Origin of the sequence: Mycobacterium sp. (genome assembly GCF_049802695.1) — a bacterium.
In the GTDB taxonomy this organism is placed as follows: domain Bacteria; phylum Actinomycetota; class Actinomycetes; order Mycobacteriales; family Mycobacteriaceae; genus Mycobacterium.
In genome coordinates, this window is the sequence record NZ_JBARMY010000004.1 from 1 (window position 1) to 5869 (window position 5869).

Sequence of the window (5869 nt, forward strand, 5' to 3'; positions counted from 1 at the left end):
GGCCGGCTCCAGATAGCGGACCGGCTCCAGCCGGGACGATCCGCTCCCCGGGCGGTGTCGACGGCCCGGCCCGGGCCGGGGTTCCCTCCGCACCCGACAGCGGGCCGGCCCCAGCCAACCCCGGCTCACCGCCGGCCAGCGCGCCGGGTGGCCCTTCCATTGCTGTCGGCAGCGATGGAGTGTCGGTGAGCGTGCCAAACGGCCCGAGCATTTCGATCGGCCCGCTCGCGCCGCCGAACCAGCAGGGTAGCGGGCAGGACCAGGCGGGCACCGGCGGCCAGAGCCAGTCCGGCACCGGTCATGGGGGTAGCGCCCACTCGGGCAATGGCGCGCCGGGCAGCGGCTAGCAGGGCAGTGCCCGGTTGTGGGGCACCGGGGGCCGTGACCGACAGGAGGAGAACACCGTGACTGACGGCTACATTCAGCCGCCGACCGGCGTCGACCAGCAGCGCGGGCGCAAGTCGGTACCAGCCAACGGCCTCTACGCCGCGTTCGTGGTGATAGTGACTCTTGGTACTTTGGCCGGACTTGGGCTGATCCTATGGTTGTTGAGCCTGCTCGCCAGCAGCAATTATGGCGTTTACTTCGGTGCTTAGCAGGTGGCAGCGGTTCTGCTCTCCGGAAGCAAGCTCGGCGACCAAGGCAAGCTGGGCGACACTCGCGTCGACGAGTGAATAGCGACACAGCGCCTTAACGCCCCTCGAACTGCGGCGCGCGCTTCTCCTTGAAGGCCAACGGTCCCTCCTTGGCGTCCTGAGACAAGAACACGGTGATGCCCAGCTGGGTGTCGATCTTGAACGCCTCGTTCTCCGGGAGGCCCTCGGTCTCCCGGATCGACCGCAGAATCGCCTGGACCGCCAGCGGTCCGTTGTCGGCGATCACGTCGGCGATCTCAAGCGCCTTGGTCAAAGCCTGCCCGTCGGGCACGATATGCCCGATCAAGCCGATTTCCTTGGCTTCGGCCGCGGTGATGTGCCGCCCGGTCAACAGCAGGTCGCAGGCGACCGTGTACGGGATCTGCCGGACCAGTCGCACCGCCGACCCGCCCATTGGGTACAGGCTCCACTTCGCTTCGGAAATGCCGAATTTGGCGCTTTCGCCGGCGATGCGGATATCGGTGCCCTGCAAGATCTCGGTGCCCCCTGCAATGGCCGGTCCTTCCACCGCGGCGATCAGCGGTTTGGTCAGCCGCCGGCCTTTGAGGAGCGCGTCAATCCGCGACGGGTCGTAGCTGCCGTCTTTGAACGACTCGCCCGGTGGCTTGGCGGTCGCGGCTTTGAGGTCCATGCCCGCGCAGAAGTAGCCGCCGGCCCCGGTCAGAATGCAGCACCTGATGTCGGGGTTGTTGTCGACGCGGTCCCAGGCCTCGACCATGATTTGCATCATTTCGGTGCTCAGCGCGTTGCGTCGCTCCGGCCGGTTGAGCGTGACGATCAGGGTGTGTCCGCGCTGCTCAACCAGGGCGTCCGCTGCTTTTTCGGATTCGCTCACCGGTGTTCGCCTCCCAGCTTGTCGACCCCAGACTTGTCAGAAAATGTAACACGTTCTAATTTAGGCTCCGTGGCTCTGAACATCGCCGACCTCGCCGAGCATGCCATCGACGCCGTGCCTGATCGCGTCGCTTTGATCTGCGGCGACGACCAGCTGACCTACGCCCAGCTCGAGGACAGGGCGAACCGCCTCGCGCACTACCTGATCGATCAGGGCGTCCGCAAAGACGACAAGGTCGGGCTGTACTGCCGCAATCGCATCGAGATAGTGATCGCGATGCTCGCCACCGTGAAGGCCGGCGCCATTCTGGTCAATGTCAATTTCCGCTACGTAAAAGGCGAGCTGCGGTATCTGTTCGACAATTCCGACATGGTCGCGCTGGTGCATGAGCGCCAGTACGCCGACCGCGTCGCCAAGGTGCTGCCGGAAACCCCGAATGTGAAGACGGTGCTGGTCGTCGAGGACGGGAGCGACAAAGACTTCCAGCGCTACGGCGGAGTCGAATTTTACGCAGCGATCGAGCAGGGCTCACCCGAGCGCGATTTCGGTGAGCGCAGTGCCGACGACATCTACCTGCTCTACACCGGCGGCACCACCGGGTTCCCCAAGGGCGTGATGTGGCGGCACGAGGACATCTACCGGGTGCTGCTCGGCGGAACCGACTTCGCCACCGGCGAATACGTCAAAGATGAGTACGACCTGGCCAAACAGGCCGCCGCCGGGCCGCCGATGATCCGGTTCCCGATACCGCCGATGATCCACGGCGCGACGCAGTCGGCCACCTGGATGGCGCTGTTCTCCGGCGGAACAATCGTGCTGGCACCGGAATTCGACGCTGACGCGGTGTGGCGCACTGTCCACGAGCACAAGGTGAACCTGCTGTTCTTCACCGGCGACGCGATGGCCCGACCGCTCTTGGACGCGCTGAGCAAGGCCAACGATTACGAGTTGTCTTCGCTGTTTCTGCTGGCCAGCACCGCGGCGCTGTTCTCGCCCAGCATCAAGGAGAAGCTGGTTGAGCTGCTGCCCAACCGAGTGATCACCGACTCCATCGGCTCCTCGGAAACGGGCTTCGGCGGCACCAGCGTCGTCGCCAAGGGCGAGGCGCACACCGGCGGTCCGCGGGTCACCATCGACAAGTGGACGGTTGTCCTCGACGACGACGGCAATGAGGTCAAGCCGGGCTCGGGGGGGCGGGGCGTCATCGCGAAGCGTGGTCACGTCCCGGTCGGCTACTACAAGGACGAAGAGAAGTCGGCAGCTACCTTCAAGGTCATCAACGGTGTCCGCTACGCGATCCCGGGCGACTACGCGCAAGTTGAGGCCGACGGCACCGTCACCATGCTTGGCCGCGGCTCGGTGTCGATCAACAGCGGTGGCGAGAAGATCTACCCCGAGGAAGTCGAGGCCGCACTCAAAGGTCACCCAGACGTGTTCGACGCGCTGGTGGTCGGAGTGCCCGACGAGCGGTACGGCCAATGCGTGGCCGCCGTCGTACATCCGCGAGCGGGAACGCGGCCGGCACTCGGTGATCTCGACCGGTTCGTGCGCAGTGAAATCGCGGGATACAAAGTGCCGCGGGCGCTTTGGTACGTCGACGAAGTGAAACGCTCACCCGCGGGCAAACCGGACTACCGCTGGGCCAAGGAGCAGACACAGGTGCGGCCGCCCGACGAGGCGCACGCCAACCACGTGAGTGCGTGACCCACTTCGTCAAGCACCGCGCCGATGCGCCCGCCGGGTTCTTCGCCTGGGAAGCTGCAGGGCTGCAATGGCTTTCCGAAGTCGACGGCGGCGTGCCGTGCGCGCAGATCGTGTCGACGGACGCAACGAGCCTGACCCTGCGGCGACTTGACTCGGTGACTCCGAACGCCGAGGCGGCCCGCGAGTTCGGTAGCCGCCTGGCCGTGACCCACGACGCGGGCGCCCCGACGTTCGGCGCAGGGCCCGACGGCTGGGACGGGCCCGGATATTTCGGGCCGCTGTCGCAACCGCTGCCGCTATCGCTGCGAACCCACCGGCATTGGGGCGAATTCTATGCCGAAGAGCGGCTGATCCCGATGGCCGAGCTCGCGGCCGCGCGGCTCGAAGCATCCACCCGTGCCGCGATCGACTCCGTCGTGGCGCGCAGCCGGGCAGGTGACTTCGACGACGCGGACCGGCCGGTGCGGCTGCACGGTGACCTGTGGAGCGGCAACGTGATGTGGTCACCTGACGGGGTCGTGCTGATCGACCCGGCTGCGCACGCCGGTCACCGCGAGTCCGACCTGGCGATGCTCGCGCTGTTCGGCTGCCCGCACTACGAAGCCGTACTCACCGGCTATCAGCGGGTGCGACCGCTGACAGCCGGCTGGCGCAGCCGTATCGGCCTGCACCAGCTCTTCCCACTGTTGGCCCACGTGGTGTTGTTCGGTGGCGGTTACGTGCGCCGCACGGATGCCGCTGCCCGCGGCGCGCTGGCGCTTTGAGGCGGCGTCTACTGCTGATTGCCCGCCTCCTCCTCCGCCGCTTCGCTGCGCGCATCGTCGGCGGTCTACTGTCGAAACGCGATGACGATCGACGTGTGGATGCAGCACCCGACGCCGCACTTCCTGCGCAGCGACATGCTGGTCTCGCTGCGACGCTGGACCGGCGAGGCCATTCCGGATGACCGGATGCCGATCGAAGCGACCCTGGGCGCCATGGACGAAGCGGGAGTGGATTTCGGGCTGCTCAGCGCGTGGCGCGGCCCGAACGACGCTGACCTCATCTCCAACGACGACGTCGCCGAGTGGGTCAGTCGGCACCCCGACAGGTTCGCCGCACTGGCCGCCGTCGATCTGGACCGTCCGATGGCGGCGGTCCGCGAGTTACGGCGACGGGTGCGTGACGACGGGTTCGTCGGCCTGCGCGTGGTGCCCTGGTTGTGGAACGCAGCGCCCACCGATCGCCGCTATTACCCGTTGTTCGCCGAGTGCGTCGAGCTCGACGTGCCGTTCTGCACCCAGGTCGGTCACACCGGTCCGTTGCGCCCATCGGAAACCGGCCGTCCGATCCCTTACGTCGACCAGGTCGCGCTCGACTTCCCGGAACTGGTCGTCGTGTGTGGGCATGTCGGCTACCCGTGGACCGAGGAGATGGTCGCCGTGGCCCGCAAACACGAGAATGTCTACATCGACACGTCCGCCTACACCACCAAGCGGTTACCGGAAGAACTCATCCGTTTCCTGAAAACCCGTACCGGACAACGGAAAGTTCTGTTCGGCACCAACTACCCGATGATCCGGCACGCACATGCACTGGCCGGCCTGGACGAGCTCGACCTATCCGAGGACGCCCGACGCGACTACCTGCACCGCAATGCCGAGCGTGTCTTCCGACTCGCGCAACGCAAGGTCCCGACGTGAATGGCGCCCAGGCGTTGATCAACACCCTCGTCGACGGGGGTGTGGAGGTCTGCTTCGCCAATCCCGGGACGTCGGAGATGCATTTCGTCGCGGCGCTGGACACCGCGCCGCGGATGCGGGGTGTGCTGACTCTCTTCGAGGGCGTCGCGACCGGGGCGGCCGACGGGTATGCCCGCATAGCGGGCCGGCCCGCCGCGGTGCTGCTGCACCTCGGCCCCGGGCTGGGCAACGGTCTGGCCAATCTGCACAACGCCCGCCGCGGCCGGGTCCCGATGGTGGTGGTCGTCGGCGACCATGCCACCTACCACAAGAAGTTCGACGCCCCACTGGAATCCGATATCGATGCGGTGGCCGGCACCGTCTCCGGGTGGGTGCGGCGAACTGCCGACACCGAAGACGTGGCTGCCGATGCCGCCGAAGCCATCGCCGCCAGCCGGGCGGGCGCGCAAATCTCAACCTTGATCCTGCCGGCGAACATCTCCTGGACCGAGGATGCGCCCATAGGCGTTGCGCCGCAATTCGCTAGGTCCCTTACTGTGGACACCGCGGCGGTCGGGTCTATCGCCGAGGTGCTGCGATCCCACGAGCCCGTGGTGCTCCTGGTCGGCGGTGACGCCACCCACCGGCCCGGGCTGACAGCGGCGGCCCGCATCGCCGGGGCAACCGGATGCCGTTGGTTCTGCGAAACATTCCCGGCGCGGCTGGAGCGCGGCGCCGGCGTGCCCGCGGTCGATCGGATCGCCTATTTCGCTGAAGCGGCCGTGGCCCAACTCGACGGCGCCAAACATCTCGTGCTGGCCGGTGCGGCCGCCCCGGTGTCGTTCTTCGCCTACCCGGGCAAGCCCAGCAATCTGGTGCCGGCCGGCTGCGAAGTACATCTGCTCGCCACCAACGGCGGTGCCGAGGCCGCGCTGACCGCACTGGCCGACGTGCTGGCTCCGCACACCGCTGTCCCGCTCGCGGAACTGTCGCGCCCCCCACTGCCTTCGGGC

6 protein-coding genes and 1 pseudogene are annotated in these 5869 nt (G+C 67.0%); 5 read left to right on the forward strand and 2 right to left on the reverse strand.

The window, feature by feature from the left end; translation table 11 throughout:
* Positions 1-295, reverse strand: a pseudogene (locus WA317_RS00210) (hypothetical protein); the annotation flags it as partial.
* Positions 296-404: 109 nt separating this feature from the next.
* On the opposite strand from WA317_RS00210, the gene WA317_RS00215 reads away from it, so the two are divergent.
* Complete coding sequence (locus WA317_RS00215; protein ID WP_425171114.1) at positions 405-596, forward strand: hypothetical protein; 192 nt, start codon at positions 405-407, stop codon at positions 594-596.
* Between the two features lie 94 nt (positions 597-690).
* On the opposite strand, the gene WA317_RS00220 is transcribed toward WA317_RS00215, so the two are convergent.
* Positions 691-1491, reverse strand: a complete 801-nt coding sequence (locus WA317_RS00220) for a crotonase/enoyl-CoA hydratase family protein (RefSeq protein ID WP_425171115.1) — start codon at positions 1489-1491, stop codon at positions 691-693.
* Between the two features lie 33 nt (positions 1492-1524).
* On the opposite strand from WA317_RS00220, the gene WA317_RS00225 reads away from it, so the two are divergent.
* The 4 genes from WA317_RS00225 to WA317_RS00240 form a co-directional block, all read left to right on the forward strand.
* A complete protein-coding gene (locus WA317_RS00225) occupies positions 1525-3195 on the forward strand; it encodes an acyl-CoA synthetase (protein ID WP_425171116.1) in 1671 nt (556 codons plus the stop codon).
* Positions 3192-3959 carry a fructosamine kinase family protein gene (locus WA317_RS00230; RefSeq protein WP_425171117.1) on the forward strand — a complete coding sequence of 256 codons (768 nt, stop codon included), beginning with the start codon at positions 3192-3194 and terminating at the stop codon, positions 3957-3959. The genes WA317_RS00225 and WA317_RS00230 overlap by 4 nt, the downstream gene beginning before the upstream one ends.
* Positions 3960-4040: 81 nt before the next feature.
* Positions 4041-4877: an amidohydrolase family protein gene (locus WA317_RS00235; protein WP_425171118.1), complete on the forward strand. Its 837-nt coding sequence runs from the start codon at positions 4041-4043 to the stop codon at positions 4875-4877.
* Positions 4874-5869 (forward strand): acetolactate synthase large subunit (locus tag WA317_RS00240; RefSeq protein ID WP_425171119.1); only part of this gene is annotated, 996 nt, incomplete at its 3' end. The genes WA317_RS00235 and WA317_RS00240, both read left to right, overlap by 4 nt.

Bases quoted from the DNA above. Each gene is read 5' to 3' on its own strand.
- WA317_RS00235 (WP_425171118.1), top strand. From the start codon at position 4,041: ATGACGATCGACGTGTGGATGCAGCACCCGACGCCGCACTTCCTGCGC.